The organism is Providencia manganoxydans (assembly GCF_016618195.1).
Taxonomy (GTDB): domain Bacteria; phylum Pseudomonadota; class Gammaproteobacteria; order Enterobacterales; family Enterobacteriaceae; genus Providencia; species Providencia manganoxydans.
Window position 1 is genome coordinate 1,498,345 of the sequence record NZ_CP067099.1, and the last position, 19,084, is coordinate 1,517,428.

The window sequence follows — 19,084 nt, forward strand, 5'->3', positions numbered from 1 at the left end:
GGATAATTGTAATTTCTTATTAATCTGAAACGAACTTTACATTGTATGTGCTAAGGTTTATGTAGGTTGCTAGTGAGTGATAATATCACGGCAACTTTCTTGTTATTATTTCTTAGGAGGTCCTGTGAAGTTAAAGTCTTTAGTTCTTGCCGCCATGATGGCGGGTATTGCGGTTCCAGCTATTGCACAAGCCAATCCACTTCCTGAAGGCCCACATATTACGACATCAGGTAATGCAGTTATTAAGGCATCACCTGATATGGCAACATTAAATATTAATGTTGAAGTTACTGAGAAAGATGCAGCAGCCGCTAAAACAGGTGTTGATAAGCGTGTTGCTGAGTATTTTGAGTTTTTAAAACAAAACGGCATTGAAAAGAAAGATATCAATGCTGCTAATGTGCGTACTCAGCCTAAATATGAGTATGACAAAGAATCACAAAAATCATCAATTGTGGGTTATACGGCGGTTCGCTCTGTTGAAGTTAAAGTCACTAAATTAGATCAGCTTAATACACTGCTGGATGGGGCTTTGAAAGCGGGACTAAATGAAATTAATTCGGTTCAGTTTGGTGTGAATAATCCACAACAGTATCGTGATGAAGCACGTGAAAAAGCAATTAAAAATGCGATTGAACAAGCTAACGCATTGGCCAAAGGTTTTAGTGTTCAGTTAGGGCCTGTATACAGTATCAATTATCGTGCTCCTGATGCGGTTCCATACCCAGCACCAGTGATGAACTATCGTGCTAAAGCTGTACTTGCTGCTGCTCCTGAACGTGATGTTAATGAAACTTATGAGCAGCAGAGTATTGATTTTAATGACCAAGTTGATGTGGTTTTTGAGTTAAAACGTTAAATCTCTTCTTGTTTCAACATTAGGCGCCCTGTTTTGAGTAGGGCGTCTGTCACTTTCTTCATCGTGCGGCTTTCTGGTGCAAAACGATGCCAGTAAAGCATACGACGTTGATATAGCCCCGGTGTTAAATCTACTAACTCACCATTTTTTAATTCATTCGCTATCTGCAAATGTGGGATCATACAACAGGTTGACCCTTGTTTGGCTAATTGCACAAATGCTTCTGATGAATTCACGATATGGCAAGGGACACTCCCCGGCGATAAACCAAAGTTTTGCTGCACAAAAGCTTGATGCATATCATCAAGATGGTCGAATGCGACAGCCGGCGCTTTAAGCAGCGATGAGCGCGTGACGCCATCAGGGAAATAAGTTGCGGCAAAGTCTGGTGACGCAACAAAAAGGTAATCCAAAGCCCCCAATTTGTCGACAAGGCACCCCGGTAGGGCTTGTGGTTGAATACTGATCGCACCAACTACTTCACCGCGTCTTAAACGCTCTTGGGTACGCGTTTCATCTTCCACTTGGATATTTAAGCGTATTGGGCTATTACGTAACACAGGGTTGAGGGCCGGTAACAGCCATGTTGCTAAGCTATCAGCGTTGACCGCAAGCGAAAGCAGTAGTGGCGTTGAACCACCATTTTCATCACCAAGCCATTGTTCTTCCAATAATTCTACTTGATGCAACAATGCTAGTAACTTTTGCCCTTGCTCAGTGGGATGCGGTGGCACTGTCCGGACAAGTAGCGGCTGGCCAAATAGGTTTTCTAATTGCTTGATCCGTTGTGAAACAGCTGACTGCGTAATACACAGTTTTTGAGCTGCGCGCTCAAATCCTCTTTCACGAATGACAGCATCCAGTGCTTGCAACGCGCGGTAATCAGGGCGCTTCATTGGGGATATTCTCCTTGTCGTTATTCTATGGGTTAATATGCCATAATTTATTGCAGAACACTTGAAATATTAATGACATTGTATAAATCACAGAATATAGCGAACAAAGCTGAACTTGTTGGGTGTACAGTATATACTACTAACACTAACTTCATTGATATTTTAAATAGCAAAAGGCATGGGCATGACTCAGGACGAATTAAAAAAAGCAGTAGGTTGGGCAGCATTAGATTACGTAAAACCTGGCACGATTGTTGGCGTAGGGACGGGTTCTACCGCTTCTCATTTTATTGATGCACTTGCGACAATGAAAGGTCAGATAGAAGGTGCAGTTTCGAGTTCAGAAGCGTCTACTGCAAAACTTAAGGCGTTAGGTATTCCTGTTTTAGATTGTAATGATGTTGATTCATTAGATGTTTATGTCGATGGTGCCGATGAAATTGATCATCACATGAATATGATCAAAGGCGGTGGCGCTGCGCTAACTCGTGAAAAAATTGTTGCTGCCATTTCTAAAACATTTGTTTGTATTGTCGATCAATCAAAGCAAGTTGATGTATTGGGTAAGTTCCCACTTCCTGTTGAAGTGATCCCAATGGCTCGCAGCTACGTGGCGCGTGAGTTAGTAAAATTGGGTGGAACACCTGAATATCGCCAAAATGTCGTTACCGATAATGGTAATGTGATTTTAGATGTTCATAATTTAAGCATTGTTGATCCTGTTGCCCTTGAAAATAAAATTAATGGTATTGCAGGTGTGGTCACTGTTGGCCTGTTTGCGAATCGCGGGGCAGATGTTGTATTGATGGGTACCTCTGAAGGGGTTAAAACCATTAAATAGCGTTTAAATGTACCTCAGATGAACATAAACCAGTGATTATTTTACTGGTTTATTTTTTTTATGAGTAGATAGATATTTTTAATATTGATTTTTCTGGTATTAACTATTAGTAAAAAAATTCACGATTTTTTATTTATCACTATTTTGGTGATATATCTCACACTAATGCTTATAACATAGGCAAAATCCTTATTTTGTGTTACCGCCCCTGATTTTCTTCCGTATAACTTCTTTTTCTTCGCGCTAGATAGTTAGGGCTAGGCAAACGATTGTATTGATACTGTGCCATTTTTTGCTATGTTGGTAGTCGGAGATTCATCTGTTACGAATTTTAAGCATGATAGGGTAGGGTAAATGGTCAAGGTATCTTTGGAAAAAGACAAAATTAAGTTTTTATTATTGGAAGGTGTTCATCACAGCGCGGTGGATAACCTAAAAGCAGCAGGTTATACCAATATTGAATATCACAAAAGTGCACTGTCGGATGAAGAATTAAAAGAAGCCATTAAAGATGCGCGTTTTGTCGGTATTCGCTCCCGTACTCATTTGACTGAAGAAGTTTTTGCTGCGGCTGAAAAATTGGTTGCGGTAGGTTGTTTCTGTATTGGGACTAACCAAGTCGATTTAGATGCTGCGGCTAAACGTGGGATCCCTGTATTTAATGCGCCTTTCTCGAATACTCGTTCCGTTGCAGAGATGGTACTTGGCCAATTACTATTATTACTGCGTCGTATCCCTGAAGCAAACATGAAAGCCCACCGCGGTATTTGGGAAAAACAAGCAAAAGGTTGTTTTGAAGCACGTGGTAAACGTTTAGGTATTGTAGGCTATGGTCATATCGGTACTCAGTTGGGGATCTTAGCTGAAGGTATTGGTATGGATGTTTACTTCTATGATATCGAAAACAAATTACCTTTGGGGAATGCAACACAAGTTCGTTCAATGGCTGAGCTATTAAATATGAGCGATGTGGTGAGCTTACATGTACCTGAAACACCAAGTACTAAAAACATGTTTGCTAAACCGCAATTTGAATTGATGAAGCCAGGGGCCATTTTTATCAATGCTTCACGCGGAACAGTGGTAGATATTCCTGCTTTAGCGGATGCATTAGAAAGCAAGCATTTATCAGGTGCTGCGGTAGATGTGTTCCCAACAGAGCCTGCCGGTAACAATGATCCGAATGACCCATTCGTCAGTGAATTAATTAAATTCGATAATGTGATATTGACTCCACATATCGGTGGTTCGACGGAAGAAGCTCAAGAAAATATCGGGTTAGAAGTTGCGAGCAAATTAGCCAAATACTCTGATAATGGTTCTACATTATCTGCGGTCAACTTCCCAGAGGTTTCTCTACCGGTACATACTGAAGATACTAACCGTCTATTGCATATTCATGAAAACCGTCCAGGCATAATGAATAGCATTAACCAAGTATTCACAGAGAACAACATTAACGTTGTTGGTCAGTATTTGCGCACTACAGGTAATGTGGGCTATGTAGTGATCGATATCATTACTCAGCAGCCTGACCAAGCTGATGATATTTTGGTGAAATTAAAAGAACTACCGGGCACTATTCGCGCTCGTTTATTGTTCTAATTAATCAATTGTTGTCTGCTTGTCATCTGATGGCACTGGTTACCAGTGCCATATTTTTTGAGGGGTGATAATTTCTGGCAGTGGAATATCCCAGTGTGCGGCAGGCAGTGACTTCACATATTGGCAGTCATGCGCTAACCCTATAGGATAAAAACCTTTGTGTTGCCAATTTGCCAATGTTCTATCATAAAATCCTCCCCCCATACCTAAGCGTTGGCCTTGTTCATCAAAAGCGACCAGAGGGATCATCATAATATCGAGCTGGTTTGGTGGAAGCACTTGAGTGACATCGAGTGGTGGTTCTTCAATATTAAAACGGTTTTTAACTAAGTTAGTTTCAGAGGTATAACGCAAAAATAATAGATTGTTTCGATTGAAAGGATGTAAAACAGGGAGATAAACGTTTTTATTTTGCTGCCATAGTGCGTTAATTAGCGGCAGTGTATCGATTTCACCATCAAAGGAGAGAAATAATGCAATATTGTTAGCTTGGCTGACTTTCGAGTGCAATAAAGCATGTTGCATGATCTTTTGTGCGGCAGTTTGCTGTTCAATAGCGTTCAGTTGTTGGCGTTTTTTTCGAGTAGACTGGCGAATTTGATAACGGGTAGCTGATAGTTGATCTTCCATGGTTTCATATACCTCAGAAATAATCGAATAAATTACCGCAAGTGTAACGTAATAATAGAAACAAAGGTAAAGACAACACGAAGGGAAAAATGGGGGTCTCCAAGATGCCGTTGTAGGCTGTAACCCTTGAACCCTTGGTTCAAGGTGAACGTAGTTTAGCTAACCTTTAGGCTTCCTGAGCGGATCAGGCGTGCTCACCAGCGCAATAACCACATTCTATTTTTTTGAAATATCGGCTCAGGGGACTCACCCACTGACGCGCATCTCAGAGAAATTCTGTTGAGTACTTGTTGCTACTCTATGGACTTCATTGTATGAAATTGGGATGAAAATGCAACCCCATTTTCATATATTTTTTTATACTAATGTATGATTTTTAAGCAAATTTAGCCAATAGGCAAAACCTGTCTCTCAGTAATTTTTACCTGATCGTGTAATGCTTGCTCGATCGTCTGTTGCAGCATTTTTATCTTCTCTTCCATATTATATGCATAATCACGCGTTTTTGTCTTTTCTTGTGTTAATTCGTGACATACGTTCAATGCAACAATAAAAATAAGCTGCTCTGTATTTGTTACACCGCTTCTATCTTTAAGATCTTGTAAGCGCTGTTCAAGCTCTTGAGCGGATGCAATTAATGCTTCTTTTTGTTCAATAGGGCAGTTGACTCTCATTGAGCGCCCAAATATTTGAATGTCAACCGGCTGTGCGGACATGATCCCTCCATACGAATAATACTCGCCGACAAATCTGTGTTCGGCGCCAAAAAAATATACTCGTCATACTTCGAGTTACGGGGCTTTGCGTTAAGGTATAGTGAGTACGTACGCTTAACTCGTTGGGTCATAGTGTTGATCTATGCTCCTTGCCTACCTGCAATTCGAATTATTTCGAGTATACACCCGTTATAACCCAAGTTGCAGTACTGATAGCAACCGTTCAAATTATTCAGAGTCTGGAAATTTCGCTAGATAAAGCGCTTGATTAATAATACAGATCACAAAAGCTTACTGGTATAGCGACTACCCTTGATGGTAGCATATCATGAATGATTAGCTAACATGACGAATTCAGATGTCTATACAAAAATCTTTACCAAACTATGAAACGTTGGACACTCTTCTCCAACAAAATTCCATTGCGCTTACAGCCGCAGAAATTCACGGACTGATTACCGGACTTATTTGTGGTGGAAGCCGTGACCAAGGTTGGCAGACATTAGTTCATGATCTGGCTAATGATGGACTGGCTTTTTCTCAAGTAATTGCTCAGCCATTACGTGATCTCTATGACACCACCTATGAAGCATTAGATGACAGTAATTTTACCTTTTCTATGTTATTTCCTAATGAGAATGCATCAGTGTTTGATCACGCTGATGCCTTAGCTGGATGGGTGAATCATTTTCTATTAGGGCTTGGGGTCGCTCAGCCTAAACTCGCAGAGAAAAAAGAAGTTAGTGAGGTGATTACTGATTTACGTAACATTGGCATGCTGGGTTACGATGAAGACGAAGATCAAGAAGAGCTTGAGCAGGCGCTAGAAGAAGTGGTTGAGTATGTCAGAGTGGCAGTACAGCTTTGCTATATCACTTTTACTGAAGGTAAAAAAGCACCAACGGATGTTGAAAACAACAAACCAACGCTCCATTAAATGCCATCAACGTAAGATCTATTGTATTCAAGATGTAGCCGATAATGCTACATCTTGTTTGATGGGAAGTATATTTGCTTATTTGAGCTAAATAGCGGTTTATTCAGTAAAATTAATACAGGTTAAGTGACGGCCGTTATATGCTTTAGCATTAGCTACAAGGGCATACTATTAATTCAACAATCTAAATAATAAGGCAGAAACGGTATGAATAAGCAGGAATTTATTTCTCGTCGTAACGCATTATTGGCTCAGATGGAGCCAGCAAGCGCCGCTATTATTTTCTCAGCACCTAGCGCACAACGCAATGCGGATAGTGAATACCCCTATCGTCAGCACAGTGATTTCCTGTATTTGACAGGGTTTAGTGAGCCAGAAGCCGTATTGTTACTAATCAAAAGCGATGAAAAACATAGTCATACCGTACTTTTTAACCGTATACGTGACCTTACTGCTGAAATTTGGTTTGGTCGTCGTTTAGGCCAAGAGGCTGCTCCAGAAAAACTGGGTATTAGTAAAGCATTGCCTTTTGACGAAATAGAAGAACAGTTATATCAATTATTGAATGGCCTTGATGTTATTTACCATGCTCAAGGTGAATTCGAGTATGCAGATAAATTAGTGTTTGATGCATTAGAGACCTTACGTAAAGGTAGCCGTCGTAATTTACGTGCACCGTCAACGATGATTGATTGGCGTCCACTCGTGCATGAAATGCGTTTGTTTAAATCTGAAGCAGAGATAGCCACGTTACGTAAAGCGGGTGAAATTTCAGCATTGGCGCACATTCGTGCCATGAAAACTTGTAAGCCAAACATGTTTGAATACCAGTTATGCGGTGAAGTAGAATATGAATTTACTCGCCATGGTGCACGTTTCCCATCTTATAACACCATTGTTGGTAGTGGTGAAAACGCCTGCATTTTGCATTACACAGAAAATGAATGCGAAATGAAAGACGGTGAAGTGGTCTTAATTGATGCAGGGGCTGAATTTGATGGCTATGCAGGCGATATCACACGTACATTCCCTGTAAATGGTAAATTTACCAAGTCGCAACGTGAGCTGTATGAAATTGTGCTCAAGGCACTAAATACCGCCTTAGAATTGTATCGCCCTGGTACAAGTATTCATGAAGTCACACAAAAAATTGTGCGTATCAAAGTTGAAGGGCTAGTTGAGCTAGGTATTTTACATGGCGACGTAGATCAATTGATCGAGAACAAAGCACTATTTCCATTCTTTATGCATGGTTTAAGTCACTGGTTGGGATTAGATGTACATGATGTTGGTTTCTATGGCGCCGACCGTGACCGTATTTTAGAGCCGGGTATGGTATTGACGGTGGAGCCTGGGCTGTATATCGCACCAGATGCAGATGTACCTCCTGAGTATCGTGGCATTGGTATCCGTATTGAAGATGACATTGTGATCACTGAAAACGGCAATGAAAACTTGACTGATTTAGTCGTCAAAGATCCTGATGAAATAGAAGCATTGATGGCAAGCGCTCATTAAGCTTAAGAGAGTAGTAAAAGGTAATTAACACAACATGAATGTGATTATTGTGGGTGGTGGAATGGCGGGTGCAACCTTGGCACTGGCCATTTCTGCGTTAAGCCAAGGGAAGTTATCAGTTTCGCTGGTTGAAGCTTCTTTGCCAGAAGGCGAGCATCCGGGGTTTGATGCCCGAGCGATCGCACTTGCCCATGGAACCTGTCAGCGGTTAGCTAAAATTGACATCTGGGAAGCGCTTGCTGATTGCGTTACACCAATAACCCATGTTCACGTTTCCGATCGCGGTCATGCAGGGTTTGTTAATATCAATGCACAGGATTACCATATTCCTGAATTAGGTAATGTCATTGAATTGCATGATGCAGGAACTCGATTATTCGAGTTATTAGGCAAAGCGGCAGGTGTTACATTATATTGTCCTGCAAAAGTAGAAACTATCCAGCGGCATAGCGATTATGTTGAGGTCACTTTAGATAGTGGCGAAATACTCACCGGCGCATTGCTGGTAGCGGCCGATGGTAGCCATTCGGCAGTAGGGCAGGCTTGTCATATGCAATGGCAGCAAACTGATTATGGTCAAGTGGCGATTATTGCCAATGTGAAAACGTCGATTGATCCTCAAGGTAGAGCTTTTGAGCGTTTTACTGAGTTTGGTCCGTTAGCGCTGTTACCTATGTCTCAAGGGCGCAGTTCACTAGTTTGGTGTCATCAACAAGAACAAGCTGACACCATCAAAATGTGGGATGATAAAACGTTTATTAATAAGCTTCAGCAAGCGTTTGGCTGGCGTCTTGGCAAAATCACTCAGGCGGGAACACGTTTCTGTTATCCGCTATCATTACGTAAGGCTTTAAACCCAATTAGTCATCGTACTGTTTTGGTCGGTAATGCCGCACAAACACTGCACCCAATCGCAGGACAAGGTTTCAACCTTGGTATTCGTGATGTGATGCAATTGGCCGAGTTAGTGGTTAAAGCCTATCAGAAAAATCAAGATATTGGCGCATATGCACTGTTGAATACGTATCAACAAGCCAGAAGCATTGATAGAGAAAAAACCGTGACCATGACGGATGGATTAGTGAGAGTTTTTGCCAACCGTTGTTTACCTTTAGTGGTTGGACGCAATTTAGGTTTAATGGCAATGGAAATGTTGCCATCAGTACGCGATGCACTAGCTCGCCAAACACTTGGCTGGGTAGCGGAACAATAACCACAGAATTAATAGGAGAAAGTATGCAATCATTTGATGTGGTTATAGCCGGTGGTGGTATGGTCGGCTTAGCGCTAGCTTGTGGACTAGAAGGTACAGGGTTACGTGTTGCGGTCATTGAGAATCATCCCGCCAAAAATACATTTTCAGAGAATGACTCGTATGCGCTGAGGGTATCAGCAATTAATGCTGCAAGTGAGAAACTACTAACTTACTTAGACGTTTGGTCATCAATAAAATCGATGAGAGCTTCCGCCTATAAAGGAATGGAAGTATGGGATAAGGACAGTTTTGGTCGTATCCAATTTTCCGCACAAGAGCAAAATTTATCTCATTTAGGCCATATTGTTGAAAATAACGTGATCCGTGATGCATTATGGCAAAAAGCAGCGGCTATGCGTAATGTCACATTATTAGCACCTGCCACCATTCAAAAAGTGGTATGGGGGGAAAACGATGTCTTCATTACATTGGCCGATGACTCTATGCTTACAGCTAGGCTTATTGTCGGTGCAGATGGTGCAAATTCATGGTTACGTGGTCATGCGGATATCCCGCTCACATTTTGGGATTATGAACATACAGCGTTGGTTGCAACGATTCGTACCGAGAAGCCCCATGATTCAATTGCTCGTCAATCCTTTGATGGAAAAGGCATATTAGCTTTTTTACCATTGAGTGATCCTCATCTGTGCTCAATAGTATGGTCTCAGCCAGCTATTGATGCCGCTAGACGCCAACAAATGGACAAAGTTAATTTTGAAAAAGAATTAGCCGTTACTTTTGATACTCGTTTGGGGTTGTGCCAACTGAAAAGTGAACGATTAACGATCCCATTGACGGGGCGTTATGCAAGGCAGTTTGCAGCGCAGCGTTTGGCATTATTAGGTGATGCCGCTCATACCATTCATCCACTGGCTGGGCAGGGCGTGAATTTAGGCTTTATGGATGTTGCAATGCTGTTAGGTGAAATCAAACGTCTTCATCGTGAAGGTAAAGATTTCGGTCAATATCTCTATTTACGCAGTTTTGAGCGCCACCGTAAACACAGTGCGGCAATGATGCTTGCTGGCATGCAAGGCTTCCGTGAACTCTTTGATGGTAATAATCCAGCCAAGAAACTCTTGCGTGATGTCGGCTTAATTTTAGCGGGTACTTTGCCGGGGGTAAAACCGCAATTGCTCAATCATGCAATGGGTCTATTTGATATGCCTGAGTGGTTGAAAAAGGCTGAGCCTGATCTCTCTAACTAAACTTATCGATTAATTATTGGCAGAAAATCAACGTTGAACGACGGAGAGCTGCCAATATTTCCTCGCCTTATCCGCCTATACTCGTCAGCAGGGCTTTTCATTGAGATATCATTGGCCACGTTACATTTGTCGAGTCATATCGTTTATCTATTCCTTCTGATTATCTTTTGCTTATTACCTATCTGAATTTCGAATTCTTTAAAGAATAACCATATTTTATGACCGATGAAGGATCATGAAAAATCAACTTATCACTGTTATTTTTGGTATTAATGATTGAGAAATTCTAATCACAATCGATTTTCGCATTAGTTTTACTAATTTTATGGTTCAGTGCTAACATTGATTTTTAGTTAAGAACACTGTGGATATGATGATTTACTCTACTGTTTTGTATTAAACATAGTGTTATTGAGTGATCATTCTCAATTTTTTAACAAATTTCGCTGGATTATCTTCTCTGTAATCAGTAATACAGAGAGCTGGTAGCCCTATTTTTTTTAATGGTTTCTTGCTAAAAACAGTGGTAGTTTTTAATAAGATGTTATCGTTTGCGTAGCGTGACTGGCTGTGTAGTGATGATCCTCTTTACTGCACAGAATGGTAGCGCTCACCCTATCATATTCAAAAATGTAAAGAGGGTATTCATGGCAAAGCAAACCCCGTTATATGATGAGCATATAGCTTGTGGTGCAAAAATGGTGGACTTTCATGGTTGGATGATGCCACTGCATTACGGTTCACAGATCAATGAACATAATATCGTCAGAACCGATGCTGGGATGTTTGATGTTTCCCATATGACCATAGTCGATTTACATGGCGAAGGTTGTCGTGACTTTCTTCGCTATTTGTTAGCAAATGACATCGCCAAGTTGACAGAGAAAGGTAAAGCACTTTATACGGGGATGCTAAACGCCTCTGGAGGCGTGATTGATGATCTGATTGTTTATTACCTAGATGACCATTTTTATCGTCTAGTGGTGAACTCCGCAACGCGCGATAAAGATATCGCATGGATTGAACAGCACGTAAAATCCTACGTCGTTTCTATTGAAGTGCGTGATGACCTCGCTCTACTGGCCGTTCAAGGCCCTACTGCACAACAAAAAGTCCATTCTTTACTATCCGAGTCTCAGTGTGCACTGATTGCTGATATGAAACCTTTTTACGGTGTGCAAGCTGGCGACTTATTCATAGCCACAACAGGTTATACCGGTGAAAAAGGGTATGAAATTGCGCTTCCTAAACAGCAAGTCGTCGATTTTTGGCGTCAACTGATTAAAGCAGGTGTCCATCCAGCCGGTTTAGGTGCAAGAGATACGCTACGCCTTGAGGCTGGTATGAATCTCTATGGACAAGATATGGATGAAACTATTTCTCCATTAGCCGCTAATATGGGATGGACGATTGCTTGGAAGCCTGAAGAACGCCAATTTATTGGTCGTGAAGCATTAGAAAAATTAAAAGAGCAAGGCACTGAAAAATTGGTCGGTATCGTTATGCATGAAAAAGGCATTTTACGTGCAGGGCAAACAGTGCGCTTTACTGATGACTTAGGTAAGTTACAAGAGGGCGTGATTACTAGCGGTTCTTTCTCTCCGACACTTGGATTTAGTATTGCTTTGGCGCGTGTGCCAAAAGAAATACAAGACAGTGCGATTGTTGAAATTCGTAATCGAGAGATGCCAGTTCAGGTCGTAAAACCGGGATTTGTACGAGAAGGGAAAGCCCTCGTTTAGTTGTCGCTATTGATTAATATTTGACGTTAAAAATTCGAACATAAGAGTGAGGTTAATGATGAGTAATGTTCCTGCTGAGCTGAAATATACCCGTGAACATGAGTGGGTACGTCATGAAGGTGATGGGGTATATACCGTAGGTATTACTGAACATGCCCAAGAGCTATTAGGCGATATGGTTTTCGTCGATCTACCCGAAGTGGGTAGTGCGGTGGATATTGGCAGTGATTGTGCGGTGGTTGAATCCGTAAAAGCCGCTTCTGATATTTATGTACCACTGACGGGGGAAATTGTTGAAGTCAATGAGGCGCTGAATGATTCGCCTGAATTAGTCAACGAGCAACCTTATCAAGAAGGCTGGATCTTCAAAATTAAAATCTCTGATGAATCAGAGTTGACAGACCTGTTAGACGCTGATGCTTACTCAGCATTACTTGCGGAAGAAGAATAAACCGTTAAGCGCCCCGTAATGAAGACATTATGGGGCGCTTTTCTTTTATACCGGCCATATTTCAAGTTGCAGCGCTTTTTGAAGATAGGGGGATGAGACTCTTTTTGTATGGGGTCGCTCTATTTTCTATGCTTCTAGCGACTCATTCGTTTTGTCGCTTAGCTACAGCTCGAACTATTTAGAGTATAAGCTTACCCTTTTTGCAGCAGATATAGGAATGGGAATACAGATATGACGATGTCTCTGAGTCAATTAGAAAACCGTTCAGAATTTATTCAACGCCACATTGGTTCATCAGAAGAACAAGTTAAAACCATGTTGGACACAGTTGGTTCGGCATCTCTTGATGCTCTGACGGGCAATATTGTACCGAAAGCGATTTTACTTGCTGAACCACCAAGAGTGGGGAGCGGTGCGACAGAACAAGAAGCGCTTGCAGAACTTAAAACGATTGCGAGTTTAAATAAAAGGTATAAAAGCTATATTGGTATGGGATATGCCCCATCAATATTACCGCCAGTGATTTTACGTAATCTACTTGAAAATCCAGGTTGGTATACCGCTTATACCCCTTATCAGCCTGAAGTATCCCAAGGACGTTTAGAATCGCTGTTAAATTTCCAGCAAGTGACCATTGATTTGACTGGCTTAGAATTAGCTTCAGCATCATTGTTGGATGAAGCCACTGCGGCGGCAGAAGCGATGGCGATGGCAAAACGTATTAGTAAGCTTAAATATGCTGAACGTTTCTTTGTTGCCGATGATATCCACCCACAAACACTTGATGTTGTTCGTACTCGCGCTGGTACATTTGGTTTTGAAGTGATTGTCGATAAAGCAGAAAAAGTACTGGATCATGAAGGTATTTTTGGTGCGTTATTACAACAAGTTGGCACGACAGGTGAAGTACACGATTACACTGAGCTGTTTGCTAAGCTAAAAGAACGCAAAATCGTGAGTTGTGTTGCCGCAGAGATGATGGCACTGGTGTTGCTAACAGCTCCGGGTAAACAGGGAGCTGATATTGTTTTCGGTTCTGCGCAACGCTTTGGCGTGCCAATGGGCTATGGTGGCCCACACGCGGCATTTTTTGCTTGTCGTGATGAATTTAAACGCGCGATGCCGGGACGTATTATTGGTGTATCACGTGATGCGGCAGGACATACTGCGTTTCGGATGGCAATGCAAACCCGCGAACAGCATATTCGCCGTGAAAAAGCCAACTCCAATATTTGTACATCGCAAGTATTACTTGCCAATATTGCTGCAATGTATGCCGTTTATCATGGCCCGCAAGGTTTAAGATTGATTGCTGAGCGCATTCATCGTTTTACATCGATTTTTGCTCAAGCGATACAAGAAGCAGGGTTAACCCTGCGCCACAATAGTTGGTTTGATACTTTAACCATCGAAGTTGCTGATAAAGCAGCGGTATTGGCTCGTGCAGAAAAAGCGCAAGTCAATCTTCGAACAGATGTTCATGGTGCGGTTGGCGTTACATTTAATGAAACAACCATTCGCCAAGATTTAAATGATTTATTTGCTGTGATCACAGGTAGCGAGCAAAAATTAGATTTTGAAAAACTGGATAAACAGGTTGCTGCTCAGGAACAAGCGATTTCACCGGCGATGAAGCGTAATGATGCTATTTTATCTCATCCAAACTTTAATCGTTATCACAGTGAAACCGAAATGATGCGCTATATGCATAGTTTAGAGCGCAAAGATTTGGCATTGAACCAAGCTATGATCCCGTTAGGCTCATGTACGATGAAGTTGAATGCCGCAGCAGAAATGTTACCTATTACTTGGCCTGAGTTTGGCGAAATGCATCCGTTTTGCCCACCAGAGCAAGCTCAAGGCTATCATCAAATGATCGAGCAGCTATCCCACTGGTTAGTGCAACTCACTGGCTATGATGCGGTGTGCATGCAACCTAACTCAGGTGCTCAAGGGGAGTATGCTGGATTATTAGCGATCCGCCGTTACCATGAAAGCCGTAATGAAGGGCATCGTAATATTTGTCTGATCCCCGCATCAGCACATGGTACCAACCCTGCATCAGCTCATATGGCAGGTATGGAAGTGGTTGTGGTACGTTGTGATGACGAAGGTAACATTGACCTTGCTGATCTACGTCAACAAGCGGAGAAACACAGCGCCGATCTTTCTTGTGTGATGGTAACTTATCCATCAACTCATGGTGTGTATGAAGAAAGCATCAAAGAAGTTTGTGAAATCATCCATCAGTTTGGCGGCCAAGTGTATCTTGATGGCGCTAATATGAACGCACAAGTGGGCTTGACGACACCTGGCTATATTGGTGCAGATGTTTCCCACTTAAACTTACATAAAACTTTCTGTATTCCACATGGCGGTGGCGGTCCGGGTATGGGACCAATTGGTGTTAAAAAACATTTAGCACCATTTGTTCCGGGGCACTCAGTCGTTGAGCAAGAGATGGTGACAGACCAAGGTGCTGTTTCAGCCGCACCATTTGGTAGCGCATCAATCCTGCCAATTAGCTGGATGTATATTCGCATGATGGGCTCGTATGGTTTAAGAAGAGCTAGCCAAGTGGCGATTTTAAATGCGAACTATATTGCTAAGCGTCTGCAAGGTCACTATGACATTTTGTATACTGGTCGTGATGGCTATGTCGCTCATGAATGTATTGTTGATTTACGTCCAATCAAGAAAGACACAGGTATCAGTGAACTGGATATTGCGAAACGGTTGATTGATTATGGTTTCCATGCACCAACCATGTCATTCCCTGTTGCTGGAACATTAATGATTGAACCTACAGAGTCCGAAAGTCTAGTTGAAATTGATCGTTTCATTGATGCAATGCTCTCTATTCGTAGTGAAATAGATAGGGTTGTTAAAGGTGAATGGACACTTGAGGACAACCCTTTGGTTAATTCACCTCATGTGCAAACTGAGCTTGCAGGGGAATGGGATCATGCATATAGCCGTGAACTTGCGGTATTCCCTACAGAAGCGACTAAAGCGAATAAATATTGGCCAGCAGTAAAACGCTTGGATGATGTGTATGGCGACCGCCATCTGCATTGTTCCTGCGTACCAATTGAAGACTATGTTTAATTGATACTGATTTAAATCAATGTGGTAAGTTAGCTCCCCGATAGCGATGTTATCGGGGAGCTTTGTTTTTTAACGCTCAGAAAATTATTCTTTAAAATAACTTTGTCGTATTTTTAGGCAAAACACCCGATGATTTCATCGGGTGGCTGACAAAAATACTGAAACTTCTTACAACAACCAGCCTTTTTGTTGAGCGGCTTCTAATTGTGGCAATAGCTGTTCCCAAAACTCAGGGAAAACTTCCTCAATAAATTCATTTCGAGCAATAACTTGCTCTAAACGAATATTATTTTCTACCCAACTTTGGCCTTGATTGTGTAAATTCAATAGCATTGGAATGGTTCTATCGATCACATTAGCAAATTTTGCATCTAATGTTTCAGCGGCATCATACTCATTCCATAAGGCTAAAAATTGTTCGTTTTGTGGGGAAGGCAGTAAGCCAAAAATACGCACAGCGGCTTTAATTTCTTGTTCACGGATAGCATCACGTGCAGCAATGTCATAAACCAACACATCACCTGCATCGATTTCAACAATGTCATGTACTAGGGCTAGTTTGATGGCATGGTCGACATTTACACCTTTAACATAAGGGGCAAAGCTCATGGCTGCCATTGCGAATTGCCAGCTGTGCTCAGCCGTATTTTCTTGTCTTTCGTTGTTCAACAGCTTATTTTTGCGATAAACACTTTTTAGTTTATCTAATTCCATTAAAAACTGAACAACTTCGGTAAACCCGCCAAAATTCATGACTTCAACTGGCTTATTACCATTTACAGATGACATAAAAACCTCAATTATTTTTCTTCTTCCAAAGAGTAGGGCAACGGTTGAATGGTTAGATGGCTTTGTTCATCACCCGTAACGCGATATACGCTGTCTGCTTCCATATCATTATTCATAATGATTTGAATATTAATTTCACCATTGGCTAATTTAACGGCTGCAAGTACGTTACCTGTGCGACGCCATTTGTCGCCAAGCTGCCATTCTACACCATCGCCAACCGCAGGTACCGACTCTGCTGTACCTTTTAGCCAATACATAGCACGTTTATTCGCACCGCGGAATTTAGCCCTAGCAACCATTTCTTGCCCTGTATAGCAGCCTTTTTTAAAGCTGATCCCATAAGGTAGAGCTTGTAAGTTAGTTGCTTGTGGTAAGTGTTGGGCACTACTTTCCTGATCGATAACCGCATAACCCGCTTCGATTTCGAGTGAGAGCCATTGCTGATCATCCGTTGTGGTTTTGATAGCATCTGCTAATTTTTGTGCAGTAGCTTCATCTGTAACGATCAAGAAGCGCTCATTCGGCAAAGAGAAATGTAATAGGGTAGAATTACCATCAACAACCACTTGGCTCTCATCATCTGGGAGTGTGCTAAAGAGTGTTGATAACGTTTCGCGGGCACCTTTTCCTGCCACAGCGAGTAATTTCAATTCGCTTTTTTGCTCAAAAGTGATTTTTGAAAATACGGCATATTTTTTCAGTTCAGCCAATTGACTTTCAATGACGCTACTTCTTTCTATGTAAGAGAAGCCGTCAAGGTGATGGAATAGGCGTAAATCACTCCACATTTTCCCTTTAGGGTCGCAATGTGCGGTTAAAGTATGTTGTGTTGATGTCAGCGCATCAACATCAGCAGTAACTTGGCCTTGTAGATATTTTTGAGCGTCAAGTCCATGTAAATGAACGAGTCCCCAGTTTTCCAGTGAAATCAATATAAGTGGTAAAGACTGAGAATCGAGAGGGAATGAGGGTAAGTGAGTAACGTCAGTAGTCATGATTTCACCTGTATTCTTTCATTTCAGAAGGGGGTTAATGGTAAAATAGCTGGATAACATTGCAAGTAATTATTATGATGCACTATCAATTATTTAATATTTTTAATCGGTATTCTTGGATAAAAACGCGATAGTATGATGGAAATTGGTAACATTGTATTCTACATCATGTTTTCTTGAGTAATAATCTGTTAGAGTACTAAAAATAACCAATCTTATCAGTTAACTGCAACAAAATAAGGCCGTAGTGGAATGGATATAGAGAACAAAGCAAGAATTCATTGGGCTTGTCGTCGCGGAATGCGCGAGTTAGATATTTCCATCATGCCATTTTTTGAGTATGAGTTTGATAGCCTTTCTAACAAAGATAAACACACTTTTGTTCGTTTACTTGAATGTGCTGATCCCGATTTATTTAATTGGCTCATGAATCACGGTCGTCCAGAGGATGAAGAGCTGTTTAGTATGGTTAAACTGATCCAGGAAAGAAATAAAAATCGTGGTCCTGTGGAAATCTAATCTCTCCATTTCATGGAAAACTCAATTTTTTTCAACCTGTATTCATGGGATAGTCGGCTTCATCTTATTAGTTGCACCATGGGCTCCGGGTAACTCAATGGTATGGTTACCCTTGCTGGTGATTGTGATCGCAAGTTGGGCAAAAAGCCAAAAAAACATCAGTAAAATTAAAGGGGTTGCAGTCCTCGTTAATGGTAACAAAGTACAATGGAAAAAGAATGAGTGGAGTATTGTCAAACAGCCGTGGTGTACTCGAGTTGGTACATTACTTACGTTAAGTGCGCTACAAGGGAAGCCACAAACAATCCATTTATGGGTGGCGAGAGATTCGTTATCGGAAGAGAATTGGCGTAATTTAAACCAACTGTTACTGCAATATCCAGATATTTAAAGCATATTGCAGTAATCGGCAAAAATTTCGGCCATTATCACAGTAATTCTTCGAGCTCAGTTAGTACCTGCATACACCATTGGGCGATACGTTCATCTGTTTCATCAAATTGATTGACATCATCGAGTGCTAAGCCGACAAACTGGCTGCCATCTTCCGTCAGTGGTTTAGGGCTTTCAAACTCATAGCCTTCTAGTGGCCAAAAACCAATAAATTTGACACCAGTAGGCTTCAATTGATGGTAAAGCATCCCTAGTGCATCAAGGAACCACTCACTGTAGTCAATCTGATCACCCATGCCGTACATAGCAACAATTTTGCCGCTAAGTTTAAGATTGGGAAGCGCGTCCCAAATTGCTAGCCAGTCTTCTTGTATTTCACCGAAATCCCACGTAGGGATACCCAAAATGAGAACGTCATACTGTTCCATTAGCTCAGGTGGTGTATCGTTAACATTATGTAATGTGACTAAGTTATCACCAAGGATATCGCGTATTTTCTCTGCGACGATTTCGGTATAACAAGTGCTAGAACCGTAAAAGAGACCTATTTTCATGTTAATGTAACTAGTTTTCATTGCAGTAGAGAGGTATTGTAACAGAATGAAGCGAATTCAGG

The 19,084-nt window shown here is 41.5% G+C and carries 18 protein-coding genes and 1 other RNA gene; 12 read left to right on the forward strand and 7 right to left on the reverse strand.

Annotation, left to right across the window (positions count from 1 at the left end):
* Positions 1 to 124 precede the first annotated feature (124 nt).
* Entirely contained in the window at positions 125 to 859 is a 735-nt protein-coding gene (locus tag JI723_RS06475) for an oxidative stress defense protein (protein ID WP_070925295.1), read from the forward strand.
* Here the strand turns inward: JI723_RS06475 and JI723_RS06480 are convergent.
* Positions 856 to 1,755, reverse strand: a complete 900-nt coding sequence (locus JI723_RS06480; protein WP_140181832.1) for a LysR family transcriptional regulator ArgP — start codon at positions 1,753 to 1,755, stop codon at positions 856 to 858. The genes JI723_RS06475 and JI723_RS06480 overlap by 4 nt on opposite strands.
* A gap of 184 nt (positions 1,756 to 1,939) precedes the next feature.
* On the opposite strand from JI723_RS06480, the gene rpiA reads away from it, so the two are divergent.
* Entirely contained in the window at positions 1,940 to 2,596 is a 657-nt protein-coding gene (rpiA, locus tag JI723_RS06485; RefSeq protein ID WP_070925296.1) for a ribose-5-phosphate isomerase RpiA, read from the forward strand.
* 354 nt (positions 2,597 to 2,950) lie between these two features.
* Positions 2,951 to 4,201: a phosphoglycerate dehydrogenase gene (gene serA, locus JI723_RS06490; protein WP_070925297.1), complete on the forward strand. Its 1,251-nt coding sequence runs from the start codon at positions 2,951 to 2,953 to the stop codon at positions 4,199 to 4,201.
* A 39-nt stretch (positions 4,202 to 4,240) separates the two neighbouring features.
* On the opposite strand, the gene JI723_RS06495 is transcribed toward serA, so the two are convergent.
* The 3 genes from JI723_RS06495 to zapA form a co-directional block, all read right to left on the reverse strand.
* Complete coding sequence (locus JI723_RS06495) at positions 4,241 to 4,831, reverse strand: 5-formyltetrahydrofolate cyclo-ligase (protein WP_272580125.1); 591 nt, start codon at positions 4,829 to 4,831, stop codon at positions 4,241 to 4,243.
* 92 nt (positions 4,832 to 4,923) lie between these two features.
* Positions 4,924 to 5,106: non-coding RNA, 6S RNA (gene ssrS, locus JI723_RS06500), on the reverse strand.
* 111 nt (positions 5,107 to 5,217) lie between these two features.
* On the reverse strand, positions 5,218 to 5,547 hold the full coding sequence (gene zapA, locus JI723_RS06505) for a cell division protein ZapA (protein WP_070925299.1): 330 nt from the start codon (positions 5,545 to 5,547) through the stop codon (positions 5,218 to 5,220).
* A 358-nt stretch (positions 5,548 to 5,905) separates the two neighbouring features.
* Between zapA and JI723_RS06510 the strand changes: the two genes are divergently transcribed.
* The 7 genes from JI723_RS06510 to gcvP all read left to right on the forward strand — a co-directional run bounded on the left by JI723_RS06510 (position 5,906) and on the right by gcvP (position 15,769).
* On the forward strand, positions 5,906 to 6,484 hold the full coding sequence (locus JI723_RS06510) for a YecA/YgfB family protein (RefSeq protein ID WP_272580124.1): 579 nt from the start codon (positions 5,906 to 5,908) through the stop codon (positions 6,482 to 6,484).
* Between the two features lie 207 nt (positions 6,485 to 6,691).
* Positions 6,692 to 8,002, forward strand: a complete 1,311-nt coding sequence (gene pepP / locus JI723_RS06515; RefSeq protein ID WP_337979851.1) for a Xaa-Pro aminopeptidase — start codon at positions 6,692 to 6,694, stop codon at positions 8,000 to 8,002.
* Between the two features lie 34 nt (positions 8,003 to 8,036).
* A complete protein-coding gene (gene ubiH / locus JI723_RS06520; protein ID WP_070925302.1) occupies positions 8,037 to 9,215 on the forward strand; it encodes a 2-octaprenyl-6-methoxyphenyl hydroxylase in 1,179 nt (392 codons plus the stop codon).
* Between the two features lie 23 nt (positions 9,216 to 9,238).
* On the forward strand, positions 9,239 to 10,468 hold the full coding sequence (gene ubiI / locus JI723_RS06525) for an FAD-dependent 2-octaprenylphenol hydroxylase (RefSeq protein WP_272580123.1): 1,230 nt from the start codon (positions 9,239 to 9,241) through the stop codon (positions 10,466 to 10,468).
* Positions 10,469 to 11,115: 647 nt separating this feature from the next.
* Entirely contained in the window at positions 11,116 to 12,210 is a 1,095-nt protein-coding gene (gene gcvT, locus JI723_RS06530; RefSeq protein ID WP_070925303.1) for a glycine cleavage system aminomethyltransferase GcvT, read from the forward strand.
* A 58-nt stretch (positions 12,211 to 12,268) separates the two neighbouring features.
* Complete coding sequence (gcvH, locus tag JI723_RS06535; RefSeq protein ID WP_070925317.1) at positions 12,269 to 12,661, forward strand: glycine cleavage system protein GcvH; 393 nt, start codon at positions 12,269 to 12,271, stop codon at positions 12,659 to 12,661.
* Between the two features lie 231 nt (positions 12,662 to 12,892).
* On the forward strand, positions 12,893 to 15,769 hold the full coding sequence (gcvP, locus tag JI723_RS06540; RefSeq protein WP_337979852.1) for an aminomethyl-transferring glycine dehydrogenase: 2,877 nt from the start codon (positions 12,893 to 12,895) through the stop codon (positions 15,767 to 15,769).
* Positions 15,770 to 15,937: 168 nt separating this feature from the next.
* On the opposite strand, the gene JI723_RS06545 is transcribed toward gcvP, so the two are convergent.
* The gene (locus JI723_RS06545; protein WP_272580122.1) at positions 15,938 to 16,558 is read right to left on the reverse strand and encodes an HD domain-containing protein; all 621 of its coding nucleotides are present in this window, start codon (positions 16,556 to 16,558) and stop codon (positions 15,938 to 15,940) included.
* An 11-nt stretch (positions 16,559 to 16,569) separates the two neighbouring features.
* Complete coding sequence (gene ygfZ, locus JI723_RS06550; protein ID WP_272580121.1) at positions 16,570 to 17,556, reverse strand: tRNA-modifying protein YgfZ; 987 nt, start codon at positions 17,554 to 17,556, stop codon at positions 16,570 to 16,572.
* Positions 17,557 to 17,808: 252 nt separating this feature from the next.
* Between ygfZ and sdhE the strand changes: the two genes are divergently transcribed.
* Positions 17,809 to 18,075 (forward strand): FAD assembly factor SdhE, encoded by a 267-nt coding sequence (sdhE, locus tag JI723_RS06555; RefSeq protein WP_070925307.1) that lies wholly within the window; start codon positions 17,809 to 17,811, stop codon positions 18,073 to 18,075.
* Positions 18,056 to 18,466 carry a protein YgfX gene (locus tag JI723_RS06560; protein WP_070925308.1) on the forward strand — a complete coding sequence of 137 codons (411 nt, stop codon included), beginning with the start codon at positions 18,056 to 18,058 and terminating at the stop codon, positions 18,464 to 18,466. Before sdhE ends, JI723_RS06560 begins: the two co-directional genes overlap by 20 nt.
* Before the next feature lie 37 nt (positions 18,467 to 18,503).
* Here the strand turns inward: JI723_RS06560 and fldB are convergent, their stop codons facing one another.
* Positions 18,504 to 19,022 carry a flavodoxin FldB gene (gene fldB / locus JI723_RS06565; protein ID WP_070925309.1) on the reverse strand — a complete coding sequence of 173 codons (519 nt, stop codon included), beginning with the start codon at positions 19,020 to 19,022 and terminating at the stop codon, positions 18,504 to 18,506.
* Positions 19,023 to 19,084 lie beyond the last annotated feature (62 nt).